Origin of the sequence: Streptomyces thermoviolaceus (genome assembly GCF_045209695.1) — a bacterium.
In the GTDB taxonomy this organism is placed as follows: domain Bacteria; phylum Actinomycetota; class Actinomycetes; order Streptomycetales; family Streptomycetaceae; genus Streptomyces; species Streptomyces thermoviolaceus.
The window spans coordinates 1,871,995-1,890,038 of record NZ_CP109280.1 but is presented as its reverse complement, the minus strand read 5'-3'; the positions used below and the strand labels follow the sequence as shown (position 1 = coordinate 1,890,038).

At 72.6% G+C, this 18,044-nt stretch carries 15 protein-coding genes and 1 pseudogene; 8 read left to right on the top strand and 8 right to left on the bottom strand.

Annotation, left to right across the window (positions count from 1 at the left end; genetic code table 11):
* Nucleotides 1–89 precede the first annotated feature (89 nt).
* From OG899_RS08155 to OG899_RS08145, 3 genes are read left to right on the top strand one after another with little or no spacing between them, the layout of a single operon-like run.
* Nucleotides 90–1,076, top strand: a complete 987-nt coding sequence (locus OG899_RS08155; protein WP_406310963.1) for a carbohydrate ABC transporter permease — start codon at nt 90–92, stop codon at nt 1,074–1,076.
* Between the two features lie 5 nt (nt 1,077–1,081).
* Nucleotides 1,082–1,948: a carbohydrate ABC transporter permease gene (locus tag OG899_RS08150; protein ID WP_125497823.1), complete on the top strand. Its 867-nt coding sequence runs from the start codon at nt 1,082–1,084 to the stop codon at nt 1,946–1,948.
* A gap of 9 nt (nt 1,949–1,957) precedes the next feature.
* Nucleotides 1,958–3,442 carry a glycoside hydrolase family 3 protein gene (locus OG899_RS08145; protein WP_406310962.1) on the top strand — a complete coding sequence of 495 codons (1,485 nt, stop codon included), beginning with the start codon at nt 1,958–1,960 and terminating at the stop codon, nt 3,440–3,442.
* A gap of 147 nt (nt 3,443–3,589) precedes the next feature.
* Here the strand turns inward: OG899_RS08145 and nagB are convergent, their stop codons facing one another.
* A complete protein-coding gene (nagB, locus tag OG899_RS08140; RefSeq protein WP_125497871.1) occupies nt 3,590–4,375 on the bottom strand; it encodes a glucosamine-6-phosphate deaminase in 786 nt (261 codons plus the stop codon).
* Nucleotides 4,376–5,208: 833 nt separating this feature from the next.
* On the opposite strand from nagB, the gene OG899_RS08135 reads away from it, so the two are divergent.
* Complete coding sequence (locus tag OG899_RS08135; RefSeq protein ID WP_125497870.1) at nt 5,209–6,675, top strand: sensor histidine kinase; 1,467 nt, start codon at nt 5,209–5,211, stop codon at nt 6,673–6,675.
* Between the two features lie 385 nt (nt 6,676–7,060).
* Here the strand turns inward: OG899_RS08135 and OG899_RS08130 are convergent, their stop codons facing one another.
* Both OG899_RS08130 and OG899_RS08125 read right to left on the bottom strand, forming a co-directional pair.
* Nucleotides 7,061–7,318 carry a WhiB family transcriptional regulator gene (locus OG899_RS08130; RefSeq protein ID WP_125497821.1) on the bottom strand — a complete coding sequence of 86 codons (258 nt, stop codon included), beginning with the start codon at nt 7,316–7,318 and terminating at the stop codon, nt 7,061–7,063.
* A 320-nt stretch (nt 7,319–7,638) separates the two neighbouring features.
* Entirely contained in the window at nt 7,639–8,607 is a 969-nt protein-coding gene (locus tag OG899_RS08125; RefSeq protein WP_125497820.1) for a diacylglycerol kinase family protein, read from the bottom strand.
* A 118-nt stretch (nt 8,608–8,725) separates the two neighbouring features.
* Between OG899_RS08125 and OG899_RS08120 the strand changes: the two genes are divergently transcribed.
* Nucleotides 8,726–9,181: a hypothetical protein gene (locus tag OG899_RS08120; protein ID WP_125497819.1), complete on the top strand. Its 456-nt coding sequence runs from the start codon at nt 8,726–8,728 to the stop codon at nt 9,179–9,181.
* A gap of 109 nt (nt 9,182–9,290) precedes the next feature.
* On the opposite strand, the gene OG899_RS08115 is transcribed toward OG899_RS08120, so the two are convergent.
* From OG899_RS08115 to OG899_RS08105, 3 genes are all read right to left on the bottom strand, one after another.
* Entirely contained in the window at nt 9,291–10,607 is a 1,317-nt protein-coding gene (locus OG899_RS08115) for an RNA polymerase sigma factor SigF (RefSeq protein WP_229814105.1), read from the bottom strand.
* Complete coding sequence (locus OG899_RS08110; RefSeq protein ID WP_125497868.1) at nt 10,604–11,020, bottom strand: anti-sigma regulatory factor; 417 nt, start codon at nt 11,018–11,020, stop codon at nt 10,604–10,606. Before OG899_RS08110 ends, OG899_RS08115 begins: the two co-directional genes overlap by 4 nt.
* Nucleotides 11,021–11,261: 241 nt before the next feature.
* Nucleotides 11,262–11,522 (bottom strand): UBP-type zinc finger domain-containing protein, encoded by a 261-nt coding sequence (locus OG899_RS08105; protein ID WP_125497818.1) that lies wholly within the window; start codon nt 11,520–11,522, stop codon nt 11,262–11,264.
* Nucleotides 11,523–11,615: 93 nt separating this feature from the next.
* Here OG899_RS08105 and OG899_RS08100 point away from each other — a divergent pair.
* Nucleotides 11,616–13,209: pseudogene (locus tag OG899_RS08100) on the top strand (Na+/H+ antiporter).
* A 190-nt stretch (nt 13,210–13,399) separates the two neighbouring features.
* On the opposite strand, the gene OG899_RS08095 reads toward OG899_RS08100, so the two are convergent.
* A complete protein-coding gene (locus OG899_RS08095) occupies nt 13,400–14,317 on the bottom strand; it encodes a 1-aminocyclopropane-1-carboxylate deaminase/D-cysteine desulfhydrase (RefSeq protein WP_189428038.1) in 918 nt (305 codons plus the stop codon).
* Nucleotides 14,318–14,515: 198 nt separating this feature from the next.
* On the opposite strand from OG899_RS08095, the gene OG899_RS08090 reads away from it, so the two are divergent.
* Both OG899_RS08090 and OG899_RS08085 read left to right on the top strand, forming a co-directional pair.
* Nucleotides 14,516–15,922, top strand: a complete 1,407-nt coding sequence (locus OG899_RS08090) for a family 2B encapsulin nanocompartment shell protein (protein WP_251503957.1) — start codon at nt 14,516–14,518, stop codon at nt 15,920–15,922.
* 118 nt (nt 15,923–16,040) lie between these two features.
* Entirely contained in the window at nt 16,041–17,216 is a 1,176-nt protein-coding gene (locus OG899_RS08085) for a family 2 encapsulin nanocompartment cargo protein polyprenyl transferase (protein WP_189428039.1), read from the top strand.
* Between the two features lie 292 nt (nt 17,217–17,508).
* Here OG899_RS08085 and sodN read toward each other — a convergent pair whose 3' ends face one another.
* Nucleotides 17,509–17,904 (bottom strand): superoxide dismutase, Ni, encoded by a 396-nt coding sequence (gene sodN / locus OG899_RS08080; protein ID WP_125497814.1) that lies wholly within the window; start codon nt 17,902–17,904, stop codon nt 17,509–17,511.
* Nucleotides 17,905–18,044 lie beyond the last annotated feature (140 nt).

The following is an 18,044-nucleotide window of genomic DNA, read 5'->3' as shown; positions in this document are numbered from 1 at the left end:
CCCCGCTTCTCACAGCGCCGTGCGGCGCCGGATCTCCCGCGGCCGCGCGGAGGGGTCCACACGACCTTCACACCGCTGAGGAGCGCGCGATGAGTGCCGCAGACACGACCACCCCTGTCGCAGTGCCGCCACCGCGGCAGGCACCGCCACCGGCCGCCCCGCGGCAGCCCGGACGGCCGCGCAGGACGGGCGGCACCGCGACCCCCTGGCTGCTCCTCGCGCCCTGCCTGCTGGTGCTGGTCCTGGTCATGGCCTATCCGCTTGTGCGGCTGGTCACCTTGTCCTTCCAGACGTTCGGCCAGCCGCAGCTGTGGGGGTTCCAGGACGCCGAGTGGGTCGGTTTCGCCAACTTCCGTGCCGTGCTCGGCGACGGCGAGTTCTGGGCGGTGGTGCTGCGCACCCTCGTCTTCGCCGCCGGCTCGGTGATCTGCACCATGGTCCTCGGCATGGCGATCGCCCTGCTGCTGCAGCGGGTGTCGCCCTGGGTCAAGACCCTGGTCAACGTGGTGCTGGTGGCCAGCTGGGGCATGCCGGTCATCGTCGCCACCACCGTCTTCAAGTGGCTGTTCGACTCCGACTACGGCATCCTCAACGCCCTGCTCAGCAAGCTGCCCGGCGTGCGGCTGATCGGCCACAACTGGTTCGCCAGCGGACCGGAGGGCCTCGCCGTGATCATGCTGCTGGTGGTGTGGGGAGCCGTGCCGTTCGTCGTCATCACGCTCTCCGCGGGCCTGACCCAGGTGCCCAAGGAACTGGAGGAGGCCGCCCGGCTCGACGGCGCGGGCGCCTGGGGCGTCTTCCGCTACGTCACCCTGCCCGTGCTCAAGCCGGTCCTCGTGATGCTCACGACCCTGTCGGTGATCTGGGACATGGGTGTCTTCCCGCAGGTGTTCGTGATGCGCGGCGGACACCCCGAGGCGGAGTTCCAGGTCCTCAACACCTACTCCTACGACCGCGCCTTCCAGGTCAACGACTACGCCCAGGGCTCGGCGATCGCCCTGCTCACCGTGGTGCTGCTGCTGGGCGTGGTCGCCGTGTACATGCGCCAGATGCTGAAGATCGGGGACGTCGAGTGAGCAGCATGAGCAGCACGAGCAGCGCGGGCGCCGCGAGCCTTCCCAAGGGGCGCCGCCGGAGCACGAAGGCCGGCTGGAACCTGCTCGGCCTGATCGTCTTCCTCGTCCTGGGCTTCCCCCTGTACTGGATGCTCGACACCGCGTTCAAACCGGCCAAGGACGCCATCGATCCGGACCCCAGCCTGCTGCCGACCGGCATCACCCTCGCCAACTTCCGCCGGGCGCTGGACGTCGCGGACTTCTGGGGGCCGGTCGGGCGCAGCCTCGTGGTGTCGCTGTCGGTGGTGGTGGTCGGCATGGTGATCGGACTGCTGGCCGCGCTCGCCATCTCCCGGTTCGCCTTCCGCGGCCGCAAGACCGTGATCGTCGGCATCCTGGCGGTGCAGATGATCCCGCTGGTCGCCATGATCATCCCGATCTTCCTGCTGCTGAACGACCTCGGTCAGTACGACAAGCTCACCGGCCTCATCGTCACCTACCTGACCTTCATCCTCCCGTTCACGGTGTGGACGCTGCGCGGCTTCATCGTCAACATCCCCCGCGAACTGGAGGAGGCCGCCATGGTCGACGGCTGTTCCCGCACCGGTGCCTTCCTCCGCGTCGTCTTCCCGCTCCTCGCCCCCGGCATGGTCGCCACCTCCGTGTACGGCTTCATCCAGGCCTGGAACGAGTACCTGTACGCCCTGATGCTGATGAGCCAGGAGCATCAGACCGCCACCGTCTGGCTCGGCAACTTCACCACCAAGCACGGCACGGAATACGCCCCGATGATGGCCGGCGCCACCATGATGGCCGTGCCGATCGTCGTGCTGTTCCTGCTCGTCCAGCGCAAGATGGCCGCGGGTCTGACCGCGGGCGCCGTGAAGGGATGACACCACCCCATGACCACCTGTGCCCGGGGCACCGACAGCCTGACCCGCGACGCGCTGACGGTGCTTCAGCCGGGTTTCACCGGCACCACCGCCCCCGACTGGCTGCTCCGGCGCCTGGGGGAGGGGCTGGCCGCGGTGGGGCTGTTCGGCCGCAACATCGCCTCCGCCGAACAGCTCGCGGCGCTGACCGCCCAGCTGCGCGCCGAACGCGAGGACGTGCTGGTCGCCGTCGACGAGGAGGGTGGTGACGTCACCCGCCTGGAGGTGCACACCGGATCCAGCTTCCCCGGCAACCACGCGCTCGGCGCCGTGGACGACGTGGAGCTGACCCGGGCCGTGGCCCGCGAACTCGGCCGGCGCCTGGCCGAGTGCGGGGTGAACCTCAACTGGGCGCCCTCCGCGGACGTCAACTCCAACCCGGACAACCCGGTCATCGGCGTCCGCTCCTTCGGCGCCACCGCCGAGCTGGTCGCCCGGCACACCGCCGCCTACGTCACCGGCCTGCAGTCCGCCGGCGTGGCCGCCTGCGCCAAGCATTTCCCCGGGCACGGCGACACCGCGGTCGACTCCCACCACGCCCTGCCCCGCATCGACGTGGGCGCCGAGGTGCTGCACGCCCGCGAACTCGCCCCGTTCCGGGCGGCGATCGCCGCCGGCACCAAGGCGGTGATGAGCGCGCACATCCTCGTGCCCGCCCTGGACCCCGACCGTCCGGGCACCCTGTCCCCGCGGGTGCTGACCGACCTGCTGCGCGGCGAACTCGGCTACGACGGCCTCATCGTCACCGACGGCATGGAGATGCGGGCCGTCGCCGACACCTGGGGCATCCGGCGCGGCAGCGTGCTCGCCATCGCCGCGGGTGCCGACGCCATCTGCGTGGGCGGCGGCCTCGCCGACGACGAGACGGTCCGCGCCCTGCGCGACGCCCTGGTCGACGCGGTCCGCTCGGGCGAACTGCCCGAGGAACGGCTCGCGGACGCCGCCGAGCGGGTGCGCGCCCTGGCCCGCTGGACCGCCGCCGCGCGGGGCGGCCCGGACGGCACCGCCGACCCCGAGGTCGGACTCCGCGCGGCCCGCCGTGCCCTGCGGGTCACCGTCGCCGACACCTTCACCCCGCTGACCGAGCCGCCGTACGTCGCCGTGTTCACCCCGGCCGCGAACATCGCGGTCGGCAGCGAGACCCCGTGGGGCGTGGGCGCGGAGCTGGCACGGCTGCTGCCCGGCACCCGCACCGGCAGCTTCGCCGGCCAGGACGCCGGCCGTGCGGCCCTGGCGGCGGCCGGCGGGCGCCGGGTGGTGGCCGTCGTCCGCGACGAGCACCGTCATCCGTGGATGGCGGCCGCCCTGGACACCCTGCTCGCGGCCCGCCCCGACACCGTCGTCGTCGAGATGGGTCTGCCGCAGGCCCCGCCCCGCGGCGCCCTCCACCTCGCCACCCACGGCGCGGCCTGGGTCTGCGGCCGGGCGGCGGCGGAGGTCGTCGCCGGAACGTGAGGCCGGCCGGAGCCGGGCGCAGGCGGCCGGAGCCGTGATCCGTGGCCCGGCTGTGTCGAACGGCGTACGGCATCCCGAACCGGATGCACGACGAAGGCGCCGGTCACTCCGCGGGTGGCCGGCGCCTCCGGGTGGGACAGGCAGCCCTCACAGCCCCTGCCACGACGGCTTGTGGGCGTAGGTGTGCCGGAAGTAGTCGGCGAGCTTCAGCTTGGAGGCGGCCGCCTCGTCGACGACGACCGTGGCGTGCGGGTGCAGCTGGAGCGCGGAGGCGGGGCAGACGGCGGCGACCGGCCCCTCCACGCTCGCGGCCACCGCGTCCGCCTTGCCCTCGCCGGTGGCCAGCAGCACCAGGTGGCGGGCCTCCAGGATCGTCCCGATGCCCTGGGTGATGACGTGGTACGGCACCTGGTCGACGTCGCCGCCGAAGAAGCGCGCGTTGTCCAGCCGGGTCTGCTCGGTCAGGGTCTTGATCCGCGTGCGCGAGGCGAGCGAGGAGCACGGCTCGTTGAACCCGATGTGCCCGTCCGTGCCGATGCCGAGCAGCTGCAGATCGACCCCGCCGGCCTCCGCCAGCGCCCTGTCGTACGCCGCGCACGCGGCCTGCACGTCCTCGGCGGTGCCGTCCGGGCCCAGGAAGGCGTCCATCCCGATCCCGAGGGGTTCGAGCACCTGCCGGCGCAGCACCGAGCGGTACGACTCGGGATGGTCCGCGGGCAGTCCCACGTACTCGTCGAGCTGGGCGATCCGGGCACGCGAGGTGTCCACGGCCCCGGAGCGCACCTTGGCCGCCAGCGCCTCGTAGACGGGCAGCGGGGTCGAGCCCGTGGCGACCCCCAGGAGGGCGTCGGGCTTCCGTCGCAGCAGCTGCGCCATGGCCTCGGCGACGAGTTCGCCGCCCGCCCTGGCGTCCGGAACGATGACAACTTCCACCTTGGGCCTGCCGATCTGAGGAGAGCCGAGAAGAGGACTGGACCCGGTAACGAGGGCCATGTGGTTTAGACCAATCTAGCAGAACGGCCCCTTGTGGCACCGGGGTCGAACGGCGCCGGACCGACCCGCCGGAGGACCTCCCGGCGCCCGTTGCGCAGGCCCGGATCCCGTGCCGCGAAGGCCGCCGTCAGGGCGGGCACGCTGAGGCCGCGGCGGCCCAAGTGCCCGGCCGCCGCTTCCAGCGTCCGGCGCCCGGGACGGTTCCCGCCACCGCGCCCGCCGGACAGGGGTGTCCGCACGGGCGGTCCCCGTGCCTCCGGGCCTGCCGCGCGCGGTGGACAGGCCGGACGACGGCGGGGACCGAGAGGCGGCGGCGGGGACCGAGAGACGACGGCGGGGGCCGGGGAGGCACAGCCGGGGTCCCGGCGGAAAAATCTCGACGAAGACCGTCTCCCTCATTTACAGGGCCAAGTGGTCTAGTCCAGAATCGGGTACAGCCCTTCGGGGCGCGCCTCGGGGCGGCCGGCGAGGTCCGCACGAGGCGAACCCATGGCATCCGTCCTCCCCGCACAGGAGGGCGGACCGGGGAACCGGTGCTCTCTGCCCTGACTGCTCCGGCTCCTCGACACTCGGCTGCGGGGGACCGCACACCCTGCAGGCCGATGATGCTCCGGGCTGCGGTGCCGGGAGGGTTGAGGGTCCCTCCCAGGCGCCGCGGCCCGCGGGTGTCCGCGCACCCGCCGCGGGCGGTCGGCGCACGCCCGGGCACACGGCATGTCGGGTGGCATTTCGGGCTGTACAAACGTGCGGGTACGCTCGCAGACGTGCCCTCCATGAACGAACTCGTGCGCCAGCACACCGCGCTCGACGACTCCGACCTCGAGTGGCTCCACCTGCTGGTCTCGGAGTGGCAGCTGCTGGCCGACCTGTCCTTCGCCGACCTGGTCCTGTGGGTGCCCACCCGGGACGGCACGCGCTATGTCTCCGTCGCCCAGATGCGGCCCAACACCGGACCGACCTCCTACCAGAACGACATGGTCGGCCACCTCGTGCCGCGCGGCCGCCGCCCGATGCTGGACGCCGCGCTGGACGAGGGCCGGATCGTGCGCGAGGGCGACCCGGAGTGGCGCGAGGAGGTGCCCGTCCGGGTCGAGTCCATCCCGGTGCGACGCGAGGGCCGGGTGCTCGGCGTCATCGCACGCAACACCAACCTGCTGACCGTGCGCACCCCGAGCCGGCTGGAGCTGACGTATCTGCAGAGCGCCTCCGACCTGGCGCAGATGATCGCGGCCGGCTCCTTCCCGTTCCCGGACCAGCAGGTCGACATGGACGCCCTGCCGCGCGTCGGCGACGGGCTGATCCGGCTGGACGCGGACGGCATCGTCCAGTACGCCTCACCGAACGCGCTGTCCGCCTACCACCGCCTCGGTCTGGCCGCCGACCTGGTCGGCCAGCACCTCGGCGAGGTCACCGCCGAACTCGCCCCCTCCCGCGCCCCGGTGGACGAGGCGCTGGTGAAGCTGGCCAGCGGCTGGGCGCCGCGCGAGTTCGAGATCGAGGCCAGCGACGGGGTGATCCAGTTCCGGGCGATCCCGCTCAAACCCAAGGACACCCGCATCGGGTCGCTGGTGCTGCTGCGCGACGTCACCGAACTGCGCCGCCGCGAACGCGAGTTGATCACCAAGGACGCCACGATCCGGGAGATCCACCACCGGGTCAAGAACAACCTGCAGACGGTCGCCGCCCTGCTGCGGCTCCAGGCCCGGCGCATCGAGTCCCAGCGCGGCCGGGAGGCGCTGGAGGAGGCGGTGCGCCGGGTGGGCTCCATCGCGATCGTCCACGAGACGCTGTCGCAGAACCTGGACGAGCGGGTGGAGTTCGACGACATCGCCGACCGGGTGCTGGCGATGGTCGCGGAGATCTCCCCGGGCAAGGTGACCGGCCGGCGCTCGGGGCGGTTCGGGATCCTGGACGCCGAGGTCGCCACCCCCTTGTCGATGGTGCTCACCGAGGTCCTGCAGAACGCCCTGGAGCACGGCTTCCGGCAGGGCGACACCGGCACGGTCGAGGTGTCCGCGGTGCGCGGCGGCACCTCGCGCGAGGCACGGCTGCTGGTCACCGTGCAGGACGACGGTGTGGGACTGCCGCCGGACTTCGACCCGCACTCCTCCGGCAACCTCGGCCTGCAGATCGTCCGCACCCTGGTCGAGGGCGAGCTGGGAGGAACCTTCGACATGGTCCCGGCTCCCGGGCGGGGCACCCGGGTGATTCTCGACCTGCCCGTGAGCGCACCGAAGTGACACACCAGTGACACATGTGTGTGCACCCATGACGCATGTGTGCGCACACGCATGACGCGTCGGGTGCACCCCTGACACACCTGGGCGGGTCGCCGTCCCGGGGGCGGGCGGCGGTCGGCTCGGTCACGGCCCGCTCGTGGCGGACACGGCCTCGGTGAGCACCGGTTTGCCACGAGCACGGCCTCGGCCTCGTGACGAGCACAGCAAAGAGCCCCGGACCTCGACGGTCCGGGGCTGTCGCTCGTGCTGCCCCACCTGCATGGGGTGTACCCCCTGCCTCAGGCTCGGGGAGCATCGGGGGTACTGCGCGCTGCGGCTCGGGGGCGGGAGATGCGTACTGGCCGTACGCGCCGCCAAGCTCAGGCTGTCAGCGGGGTGGCTGTGGTCAGGCGGAGGCCTGACGGGCCCGGTTGCGGGCGGCGCGGCGCTTCATGGCGCGGCGCTCGTCCTCGCTCATGCCACCCCAGACGCCGGAGTCCTGGCCGGACTCGAGCGCCCACTGCAGGCACTGCTCGATAACCGGGCAGCGACGGCAGACGGCCTTGGCTTCCTCGATCTGCAGCAGCGCAGGACCGGTGTTGCCGATGGGGAAGAAGAGCTCGGGGTCTTCCTCGCGGCAAACGGCGCGGTGACGCCAGTCCATGGCTGCTACCTCTCCTTGGTGTTACGTACTCGTTGCTTGTGAATGTGAACGCTTTCACGAATCCCTCAACAGGTGAAGGGCCTACCGCCAGGCTGTCCAGGCGTGGTCCTGTGGATTGAAGAGGGGTTCTGGTGATCTACGGGGGCCCGATCCGGGCGCCGTCCTGATCGCCACGTAGAGACTCGCAAACCTCGGCGGCGGATACAACCCCTTCCGGCAAGTTTTTTTGGAATCTTCGGTGTCGACTAGGTCACAGCCGTACTTCCATGGGGTGGAGACTGGCCTAAACGTTCGACTGAAAGGACTTTTGCCGCTTCCACTCACACAATCACACGCAGTGCACGACGTACACCTGTGAACGTCACACTGGTACGCAGTCCCAGGTGGTCGCCGTCCATCTGCAGGGGCAGCGGCACCTTCGATTGCAAGGTGAACGTGCTCAGATCGTGCAGCGAGACCGCATGCCGGCCCTGGGGGCCGCGCTCGGGGGACGACGTGAGCAGCTGCGTGCCGTACCGGGCGACCGCGGCCGTGGACAGTCGGCTGAGGCCCAGCACGTCGAGCCCGGTGTCGAAGGAGGCCTTCGGCGAGGTGTACAGGGGGCGGTTGCCCAGGAAGGTCCACGGCGAGGTGTTCGACACTATCGCCACCACCAGGTCCGTGACGTCCTCCTCACCGGGCCGGGTGAGCGTGATCGTGCCGCGGCGCTTGCTCGGCTCGCCGAGGAACTGGCGCACCACCTGCCGCACGTACAGGGCGTGCGTGGACTTCTTGCCGCGCTCGCGGTGCTGCTCCACCCGGCCGACCACGCCGGCGTCGAAGCCGAGTCCGGCGTTGAAGGTGAACCAGCGCGCGGGGACCGCGGCGTCGGCGCTGCCGGGCGTCCCCGAGGTCAGGCCCAGCCCGACCGTGCGTTCGCTGCCGGCCCGCAGCGCGTCCAGCAGGGCACCGGTGGCCTCCACGGCGTCGTTGGGCAGGCCCAGGGCGCGGGCGAAGACGTTGGTGGACCCGCCGGGCACCACCGCGAGGCGGGGCAGGCGCTCGGGGTCGGGGCCCTGGTGCAGCAGGCCGTTGACCACCTCGTTGACGGTGCCGTCGCCGCCGAGTGCCACCACCAGATCCACGTCCCGGCCCTGGGCGGCCTGCCGTGCCAGGTCGCGGGCGTGCCCCCGGTACTCGGTGGTGACCGCGTCCAGTTTCATCTCGCTGGCCAACGCGTGGATCAGCACGTCGCGCGTACGTGCGCTTGTGGTGGTTGCCGCCGGGTTGACCACGAGAAGTGCACGCATGAGGTGCAGCGTACCTACCGGGCGGTACAGGGCACAGCGGGAGGTAGGGAAACGGCCAAAGGGCGCGGGCCTGAGCCTGCACACGGCCGTCCGGGCCGCCCGGGCTACCCTTCATGGGGTGAGCAGTGAGCGGAACCCGACCCCCGAGACCACGGACGCCCCCACCGCGCGGCCCCGGCGGCTGACGTACGCGGCGGCGCTGTGCGCACTCGAGGCGCTCGCGTTGCTCGCCGGCGGCCTGGGGATGCTCGTCCTCGGTCTCACCGGTGACGCCGACCGGCAGCAGGCCGTCACCGGCGGGATCACCGTGCTGCTGCTCGCGCTGCTGCCGCTGCTGGCGACGCGGGGGCTGCTGCTCCGGCGCAGCTGGAGCCGCGGTCCGGCGGTGATCACTCAGCTCATGGCCCTGCCCGTGGCCTACAGCCTGCTGCACGCGGACGGCGTGGCCGTCCCGGCGGGCATCGCGCTCGCGGTGGTGGCGGTGGGCGCCCTGGTCCTGCTGGTGAACCCGGCCACGACCCGGGCGCTGGGCATCCGTGGCCCGGGCCGCGCGAGCGAGGGCGAGCAGCGCTGACGGACCCGGCCGCCGTTCCCCGTGGACGCAAGGCGGCCGCAGCGCCGGGCGGCCGCGGCGCACCCGCACCGGCGCCGCGACCGCGTGACCCCGCTGGCCGTCGGGCCGCCTACTCCTCCACCAGCAGCTTCTCCCGCAGCTGGGCCAGCGTGCGGGCGAGCAGACGCGAGACGTGCATCTGCGAGATGCCGACCTCCTGGGCGATCTGCGACTGGGTCATGTTGCCGAAGAAGCGCAGCAGCAGGATGCGCTTCTCCCGTGGCGGCAGGTCCTCCAGCAGCGGCTTGAGCGACTCGCGGTACTCGACGCCCTCCAGCGCCTCGTCCTCCGCGCCGAGGGTGTCGGCGACCGCCGGGGACTCGTCGTCGGTGTCCGGGACGTCCAGGGACAGCGTGGAGTAGGCGTTGGCCGACTCCAGGCCCTCCAGGACCTCCTCCTCGGAGATCGACAGCTTCTCCGCCAGCTCGTGCACCGTGGGGGAGCGGCCGTGCAGCTGGGACAGCTCCGCCGTCGCCGTGGTGAGCGACAGCCGCAGCTCCTGCAGCCGGCGCGGCACCCGTACCGCCCAGCCCTTGTCCCGGAAGTGCCGCTTGATCTCCCCGACCACCGTCGGTGTCGCATACGTGGAGAACTCCACGCCGCGATCGGGGTCGAAGCGGTCCACGGACTTGATCAGTCCGATGGTGGCCACCTGGGTGAGGTCGTCCAGCGGCTCCCCCCGGTTGCGGAAGCGGCGGGCGAGGTGCTCGACGAGCGGCAGGTGCATCCGGACCAGCTGGTTGCGCAGCTCGGCGTACTCCGGGCTGCCCTGCGGCAGGGCGCGCAGCCGGACGAAGAGCGCGCGTGCGCCGCTGCGGTCCTGCACGTCGTGCCGCGCCGCGGGCACGCTCGGCACGCTCTGCGCGGTGTCCTCGGAGTGTCGCTCGTGCTCGCTCATCGTCCCGCCCGTCGCCCTTCGCCGAGCCCTCGCCTCCTTCCCGGACCCCTGTGCGGGGGGAGGCACCCCGAGACCGCTGCGGACACCGCCCCGCACCGGCGGTGCCGCCTCCCGCGCGGCCTCGTCGCGTTCCGGCCGCCCCTCGCCCTGCAGGGCGAGCTTGAGCGGGTCGTCGTCCGGATGCGGCCTGGCCTGCTCGGGAATGCCCTCGATGCCGCCCGCCGGGTGTGCCGGACCGCCCTGACGGCCGCGCCCCGCGCCCCCGGGTGCGGCGGCACCGGTGACACCGGCGCGGCCGGCCGCGCCACCGTGGTTCGTCGTACCGCCGCGGCGGGCTGCGGCGCCCCTGCCCCGGGTGCCGTCCGGACCGGTCGGGCCGTCCTGGCCCCGGCTCCCGGCCCCGTCCGCACGGGGCGTGATCCCGCCCGTCGGCGGCAGTTCCCGTGTGCCGTGTTCTTCGTCCCGCACCGGCCCGTCCCCGTTCCTCACGCCGGACCGGGTCCGGCGCCGCGCTGTTTGTAGAGGCTGATCGACACGGTCTTGTCGTCGTCCACGGCGGAGGAGACCTTGCCCGCCAGAGCGGACAGGACGGTCCACGCGAAGGTGTCCCGCGAGGGAGCGTGACCGTCCGTGGTCGGAGCCGAGACGGTGACCTCGAGCGAGTCGTCGACCAGCCGGAAGACACAACTGAGCACCGAGCCGGGCACGGCCTGCTGCAGCAGGATCGCGCAGGCCTCGTCGACCGCGATGCGCAGGTCCTCGATCTCGTCGAGGGTGAAGTCCAAACGGGCCGCGAGGCCGGCCGTGGCCGTCCGCAGCACCGACAGGTAGGCCCCCGCAGCAGGCAGCCGGACCTCCACGAAGTCCTGGTCCGCCGCGGGTTCGCCGTCGATCTGGGACACCCTCACCTCCAAGGTGGTACAAGCATTCTCGGGGCCGAGGGTCACCCCCCGGGTCACGCGATACGTGGTTCAGGTGACGCTACCGCGCTCCCGGCCCTGTTGTCCCGGGACCCCAACCCGCCTTGTCACTCAAGGTAAACACATGAACACGCTGCGTGGCTAGGGGCCCGGCGGGCCCAAATGGGAACGGCGCGTGCCGGGTTGACGTACCCGGACGTCAACGGGTCGAACCGTCCGGGTCTCACACCAGGACGTGGTCGACGAAACACCAGCGCCAGTCCTCGCCGGGTTCGTAACTCCGCATCACCGGATGCCCGGTCCGTTCATGATGCCGGGTCGCGTGCCGTCCCGGGGAGGAGTCGCAGCACCCCACGTTGCCACAGGTCAGGCAGAGCCGCAGGTGCACCGGATGGGTGCCCTCCGCCAGGCACTCCGGGCACGTGCGGCTGCGCGGCTCGGGCTCCGGGCGCGGCAGCGTGCCGGTGTGCGTGCACTGTCTCATGATGGCCAGGTTACGACGCGCGCGCGGAGAAGCGCCCCCGGCGGAATGCGCCGGGAGACCCGGGCCGGAAGCGACGATGGGCGGGCGAGAGCGATGGACGTGATGCCGCTGCTGTTGCTGGTGGCGGGAAGCGCCGCGGTGGCCGGGGCGGCCCGGCGCACCCCGGTGCCGGCACCGCTGCTGCTGGTCGCCGCCGGCCCTGGCGGTGTCCTTCGTGCCCGGGATCCCCGACTACACCCTCGACCCCGACGTGGTCCTGCCGCTGCTGCTGCCCCCGCTGCTGTACACCGCGGCCGTCGACAGCTCCTACCTGGACCTGCGCGCCCAGGTGCGCACCGTGGCCCTGCTGTCCGTCGGATACGTGCTGTTCGCGGCCCTGGTGGTCGGCTGGGTCGCCTACCTGATCGTGCCGGGGCTGCCGCTGACCGCGGCGCTGGTGCTGGGTGCCGTGGTGGCACCGCCGGACGCGGTCGCGGCGACCGCGGTGGCCCGCCGGGTGGGGCTGCCCGCGCGCATCACCACCGTCCTGCAGGGCGAGTCGCTGCTCAACGACGCCACCGCGATCACCGCCTACAAGGTCGCGCTGGCCGCGGCCGTCGGCGAGGGCGCGACCTGGGCCGGAGGAGTGCGGGAGTTCCTCGTCGCGGCGATCGGCGGGGTGGGTGTCGGCCTGGTGCTGATGGCGCCGCTGCACTGGCTGCGCATCCGTCTGAAGGAGGCGCTGACGCAGAACACCCTCTCGCTGCTGATCCCGTTCGCCGCCTACGGCATCGCCGAGCAGGTGCACGCCTCCGGGGTGCTCGCGGTCGTCACCGTCGCCCTCTACCTCGGGCACCGCGCCTGGGAGGTCGACTTCGCCACCCGGCTGCAGGAGGAGGCGGTGCGCAGGATGGCCGCCTTCGTGCTGGAGTCCTCGGTGTTCGCGCTGATCGGCCTGCAGCTGCCCGTCGTGCTGCGAGGACTCGGGTCCTACCGGGTCACCGATGCCGTCTGGTACGCCGTCGTCGTCTTCCTCGTGATCGTCGTGACCCGCTTCGCCTGGGTGTACCCGGTGACCTTTCTGCCCCGGCTGCTGCGCCGGGTCCGGGAACGGGAGGACAACCCCACCTGGCGCGGTGCCATGGTCACCGCGTGGGCCGGGATGCGGGGCGTGGTGTCGCTGGCGATCGCCTTCTCCGTCCCGCCGGTGCTGCACGACGGAACACCTTTCCCCGGGCGCAGCATGATCCTTTTTCTCACCTTCACCACGGTCATCGGCACCCTCGTGGTGCAGGGCCTCACCCTGCCGCCGCTGATCCGCGCGCTGAGGATCCCCGGCCGCGACCCGCAGGCCGACACCCTCGCCGAGGCCAACGCCCAGGCACAGGCCTCCCTGGCCGCCGAACGGCGGCTGGAGGAACTCCTCGCCGACGAGCGCAACGCCCTGCCGCCGCCGCTCGCCGACCGGCTGCGCGGGGTCCTGGAACGCCGCCGCAACTCCGTCTGGGAGCGCCTGGGACAGACCAACCCGGTCACCGGCGAGTCGGTGGACGACACCTACCGGCGGCTGTCGCGGGAGATGATCGGCGCCGAACGCGCCGTGTTCGTGCGCCTGCGCGACAGCCGGCTCATCGACGACGAGATGCTGCGCATCCTGCTGCGCCGCCTGGACCTGGAGGAGGCGGCGGCCTACCGGGAGGCGGCCTGACACCGGTGGGCGCCGCAGCGTGGGGGAGCCGTCCGCACGGCAGGTGTGTGCCGGGCGGCGCCGTGCAGGGCGTGGTCAGGCGGGTGCGGTTCGGGTGTGGCGCCGAGTACCCCGGGGTGCGGTTCGGGTGCGGCGCCGAGTACCCCGGGGTGCGGTTCGGGTGCGGCGCCGAGCGCCCCCGGGAAGCGGTTCAGGTGTGGTCCGGGAAGGGCCGGCCGGTGACGACGGCGGCGACGGTCGTGCCCCGCGGGAAGGCGCCCTCCTCCGCGAGCGCGACCAGGGCGTACAGCAGCTTGGCGACGTACAGACGCTCGACGGGCACCCCGTGCCGTGCGGTGAAGTCCTCGGCGAAGGTGTGCAGTGCGGGGGTGGTGCGGGCGTAGCCGCCGAAGTGGAAGCGGTCGTCGAGCCACCAGTCGCCGCGCCGGGCGCCGAAGGCCTCTTTCTGCAGCGCCTCGACGGCGGTGGTCAGGAAACCGCCCTTGAGGACCGGGATGCCCAGCGCACGGCGGCCCGCGGGCAGTCCGGCGGCCAGCCCGGCCAGGGTGCCCCCGGTGCCGCAGGCGACGGCCACGATGTCCGCCTGCTCGCCGAGTTCCGCACCCAGCTCCTGGCAGCCGCGGACGGCGAGTGCGTTGCTGCCGCCCTCCGGCACCACATGGGCGTCCTCGGCACCCGCCGCGCGCAGCACGGCCGCCAGGGTGTCCGGCTCCGCCTTGCGGCGGTAGGTCGCGCGGTCCACGAAGTGCAGGCGCATCCCGTCGGCCACGCACCGGGCCAGGGACGGGTTGAGCGGGCGGCCGGCCAGTTCCTCGCCGCGGACCACGCCGATCGTCTCCAGGCCGAGCAGGCGGCCCGCGGCAGCGGTGGCGCGCAGATGGTTGGAGTACGCACCGCCGAACGTGACGATCCGCCGACCGCGCGCCGCCCGCAGATTGGGGGCGAGTTTGCGCCACTTGTTGCCGATCAGCTCGGGGTGGATCAGGTCGTCCCGTTTGAGCAGCAGACGCAGTCCGCGCCGGGTGAAGCGCTCGTCGGCCACCTCCTGGACGGGGGAGGGGAGCCGGGGGCCGAGTGCGGCGAGGGCGGGGTCGTCGAGGCTGGTCACCCCGCCATTGTCACCGCCTCCCGGGCGGCCGTGCGGCGGCGGTCGTCCCGGTTGCGGGCCGCATGTCTGCCCGACGTCACGATGATCCAATCCCGCTCTTTCGTGTCATAGCACCGATACGGAACGTGATGAAAGGCTGGCGCTCGCACATCGGTGTCGGCGCTGGACGCGCCCGGTACGAGCGGAAGGCACATGTCTATGTCGGTAGGCGAAGAGATCCGTACGGAACAGAGCCGGCCACAGCAGAGCCTGGGCACGGCGGCCGCACGGAATCTGGCCACCACGACCAAGTCCGCGCCTCAGATGCAGGAGATCAGCTCGCGCTGGCTGCTGCGCATGCTGCCGTGGGTCGACGTCCAGGGCGGCACGTACCGGGTGAACCGGCGTCTGACCTACGCCGTGGGCGACGGCCGGATCACGTTCGTGAAGACCGGCGACCGCGTCGAGGTGATCCCGGCGGAACTCGGTGAGCTGCCCGTGCTGCGGGACTACGAGGACCACGACGTGCTCTCGGAACTCGCCCAGCGCTGCCGGCAGCGCGAGATCGGGGCCGGCCGGGTGATCGCCTCCTTCGGCAACCCGTGCGACGAGGTGTATCTGCTGGCGCACGGCAGGGTCGAGAAGGTCGGCACCGGACCCTACGGCGACGACCAGGTCCTCGGCGTCCTCGCCGACGGTGCGCACTTCGGCGAGCAGGCGCTGCTCGACCCGGACGCCATCTGGGAGTACACGGTCCGCGCGGACACCGCGTGCATCGTTCTCGTCCTGTCCCGGCAGGACGTCGAGCAGATCGCCGAGCGCGCCGAGTCGCTGCGCGAGCACCTGAGACGGCGGCGCTCCATCCCGGGGCAGCGCACCAACCCCTACGGTGAGAAGGCGGTCGAGCTGTCCGCGGGCCACAGCGGTGAACCGGACATCCCGCACACCTTCGTCGACTACGAACCCGGACCCCGGGAGTACGAGCTGAGCATCGCTCAGACCGTGCTGCGCATCCACACGCGCGTGGCCGACCTCTACAACCACCCGATGAACCAGACCGAGCAGCAGCTGCGGCTGACCATCGAGGCGTTGAAGGAGCGCCAGGAGCACGAACTGATCAACAACCCGGAGTTCGGACTGCTCCACAACTGCGAGTACGACCAGCGGATCCAGCCGCACGACGGGGTGCCCGGCCCCGACGACATGGACGAGCTGCTCAGCCGCCGCCGCGGCACCAAGCTGTTCCTCGCCCATCCGCGCGCCATCGCCGCGTTCGGCCGCGAACTGAACAAACGCGGACTCGTCCCCGAGACCCTCGACATCGCCGGCAACCGCATCCCCACCTGGCGCGGGGTGCCGATCTTCCCGTGCAACAAGATCCCGGTGACCGAGGCCCGCACCAGCTCGATCATCGCGATGCGCACGGGCGAGGAGGACCAGGGCGTCATCGGCCTGCGCGCCCAGGGCATCCCGGACGAGATCGAGCCCAGCCTGTCGGTGCGGTTCATGGGCATCAACGAGCAGGCGATCATCAAGTACCTGGTGACCGCGTACTACTCGGCCGCGGTCCTGGTGCCCGACGCACTCGGCGTCCTGGAGAACGTCGAGGTCGGCCGGTGGCGCTGACACCGCCCGCGGCCGGACCACGGTGTCCGCATTTGCCGGGCCGGGTAGGCCCTCGGGGTGCACGCCCGGTCCCGGCCGGCGGCGCACCCTGGTTCGCCGAATCTCCGAGGGGGAGCGGATGGCCGAGTTCATGACGGAGTCGACACGGCGCCCACCCGGCGCACCGCCCGCCGGTGACGGTGCACCGCCCCCTGACGCGGCCCGGGGCGAGCCGCACCCCCGGCAGTCCGCGGACGGCGCCGGTGCCCCCGTCGCGGCCGGCGGCGGCACCGGCGGGCACGACGCCGCGCTGATCATGGAGCGGGCCAGGGCCGCGGTCGATCCCGAACTGCGGGCGGCGGTGGATTCGTTGCCGGCGCCGATGCGCCGCATCGCGCGCTACCACTTCGGCTGGGAACAGGCCGACGGCACCCCTGCGGCGGGCCCCGCGGGCAAGGCGATCCGCCCGGCCCTGGTGTTCGCCGCGGCCGCCGCGCTCGGCGGGCCCGAAGCCCGGGCCGGGGCGGCCCGTGCCGCCGCGGCGGTGGAACTGGTGCACAACTTCACGCTGCTGCACGACGACGTGATGGACCGGGACCCCACCCGCCGTCACCGACCGACCGCGTGGAAGGTGTTCGGCGACGCCGACGCCATCCTCGCCGGGGACGCCCTGCAGGCGCTGGCCCTGCGGGTGCTCGCCGAGGACCCGCACCCCGCCTCCCCGGCGGCCGCCGCCCGGCTCGCGGCCTGTGTCGTCGAGCTGTGCGCGGGCCAGCACGCCGACACGGCCCTGGAGCGACGTGCCCCCGAGGACGTCACGCTCCCCGAGGTGCTGGCCATGGCCGAGGCGAAGACGGGCGCGCTGCTGGGGTGCGCCTGTGCTCTCGGCGCGCTGTACGCCGGGGCGGGCGAGGAGGAGGTGGACGCACTGGACACGTTCGGCCGGCAGGCCGGGCTCGCGTTCCAGCTGATCGACGACGTGATCGGCATATGGGGCGATCCCGCCCGCACCGGCAAGCCGGCCGGGGCGGACCTCGTGGCCCGCAAGAAGTCCCTGCCGGTCGTCGCCGCGCTGACCTCGGGCACGCCCGAGGCCGCCGAGCTGGCGGCGATCTACGCCCGGCCGCACCGTCCGGGCGAGGAGGAGAGCACGGCGCTGGTGGTGGAGCGCGCTGGTGGCCGGGACTGGGCGCAGTCCGAGGCGGGTGACCGGATGGCACGGGCCGTCGGAGACCTGGCCCGGGCGGTCCCGGACCCCCGGGCGGCGGGCGGTCTGCTCGCCCTGGCGGAGTTCGTCACCCGCCGCACCAGCTGACCGCCGGCCACCGACCGGCCCGTCCCGGCCGCACGGCACCCGGCGGCCGTACGGGGCACGAGCCGTACGGCCGCCGGGTGCCACGGCGTGCGGGGGCACCTCGTCCGCCGGCTGCCCCGGGACATGCTCCCCACGGACCCGGCGCGAGACACGGACGCCGCTCCCGACCGGGCCGTGAACGACCGCACCCGGCCCGCGCCCGGAGCGCCGGCGGGGCGTTCCGGACACAGGGCCGGGTGCGGTGAGGGATGCGGCGACCTGCGCGGCGCAGGTCACGGGCGAGCCGCCCGGGTCAGGCCTTCTTGGTCTCCCAGAAGATCTTGTCGATCTGGGCGATGTAGTCCAGCGCCTTCTGGCCGGTGGCCGGGTCGGTGGAGGCCTTGGCCGCGGAGAGCGCCTTCAGGGTGTCGTTGACCAGCTGGTGCAGCTCCGGGTACTTCTCGAAGTGCGGGGCCTTGAAGTAGTCGCTCCACAGAACCGAGACGTGGTGCTTGGCCAGCTCGGCGCGCTGCTCCTTGATGACCGCGGCACGGGCCTGGAAGTGCGGGTCGTCGTTGCCGGCCATCTTCCCCTGGATGGCCTTCACCGACTCCGCCTCGATGCGGGCCTGGGCCGGGTCGTACACGCCGCAGGGAAGGTCGCAGTGGGCGCTGACCTTGACCGTGGGGGCAAACAGGCGGGAAAGCATGGAGCATTCCTTCCTCGTGATCGTCTTCTCAGGTGGGACATTACTCCGTGCAAGGCGTGATTTCGCGGGTGCCCCCTAGGGCTTAGGACAAAAGTCCGGGGTCAGACTGGGAGCGGTGGAGGAACGGACCGGGGAGGTGC

Bases quoted from the DNA above. Each gene is read 5' to 3' on its own strand.
- OG899_RS08135 (WP_125497870.1), top strand. From the start codon at position 5,209: ATGAACGAACTCGTGCGCCAGCACACCGCGCTCGACGACTCCGACCTC.
- OG899_RS08150 (WP_125497823.1), top strand. From the start codon at position 1,082: ATGAGCAGCACGAGCAGCGCGGGCGCCGCGAGCCTTCCCAAGGGGCGC.
- OG899_RS08145 (WP_406310962.1), top strand. From the start codon at position 1,958: ATGACCACCTGTGCCCGGGGCACCGACAGCCTGACCCGCGACGCGCTG.
- sodN (WP_125497814.1), bottom strand. From the start codon at position 17,904: ATGCTTTCCCGCCTGTTTGCCCCCACGGTCAAGGTCAGCGCCCACTGC.
- OG899_RS08155 (WP_406310963.1), top strand. From the start codon at position 90: ATGAGTGCCGCAGACACGACCACCCCTGTCGCAGTGCCGCCACCGCGG.
- OG899_RS08090 (WP_251503957.1), top strand. From the start codon at position 14,516: ATGTCGGTAGGCGAAGAGATCCGTACGGAACAGAGCCGGCCACAGCAG.
- OG899_RS08085 (WP_189428039.1), top strand. From the start codon at position 16,041: ATGGCCGAGTTCATGACGGAGTCGACACGGCGCCCACCCGGCGCACCG.
- OG899_RS08130 (WP_125497821.1), bottom strand. From the start codon at position 7,318: ATGGACTGGCGTCACCGCGCCGTTTGCCGCGAGGAAGACCCCGAGCTC.
- OG899_RS08105 (WP_125497818.1), bottom strand. From the start codon at position 11,522: ATGAGACAGTGCACGCACACCGGCACGCTGCCGCGCCCGGAGCCCGAG.
- OG899_RS08125 (WP_125497820.1), bottom strand. From the start codon at position 8,607: ATGCGTGCACTTCTCGTGGTCAACCCGGCGGCAACCACCACAAGCGCA.